Source organism: Palleniella muris (assembly GCF_004792655.1).
Classification (GTDB): Bacteria; Bacteroidota; Bacteroidia; order Bacteroidales; family Bacteroidaceae; genus Prevotella; species Prevotella muris_A.
The window spans coordinates 1-314 of record NZ_SRZC01000056.1 but is presented as its reverse complement, the minus strand read 5'-3'; the positions used below and the strand labels follow the sequence as shown (position 1 = coordinate 314).

General features: G+C 39.8%; 1 pseudogene. It reads right to left on the bottom strand.

Annotated elements, in window-relative coordinates:
• Positions 1-201: pseudogene (locus E5358_RS15630) on the bottom strand (IS982 family transposase); the annotation flags it as partial.
• Positions 202-314 lie beyond the last annotated feature (113 nt).

The window sequence follows — 314 nt, the reverse complement described above, 5'->3', positions numbered from 1 at the left end:
AATTGGCGAATGTTCCGAAATGGCAGCATACAAGGATTGTCATTATCTCGCTCTCGGACATCATGCATTCACGCTTCCTGCGCTTGCGACCGTCCGTGTCAGAAAGGCGCAAATACATGTTTTTTCAAGTTCTGCGTGCAATTTCTTGGAAAACTCGTCGATAATACAGAAAATTTCAGTAACTTTGCAAGTGGTAATCATCGCTTATGTTTTTAGTATGTGAAGTTGTTTAAACTACTTGGATTTAAGACATTTTTTAACAAACATGACTATGAATGCCAGATAGTTCCACCCTTTCCAGCTATCCACAGTTG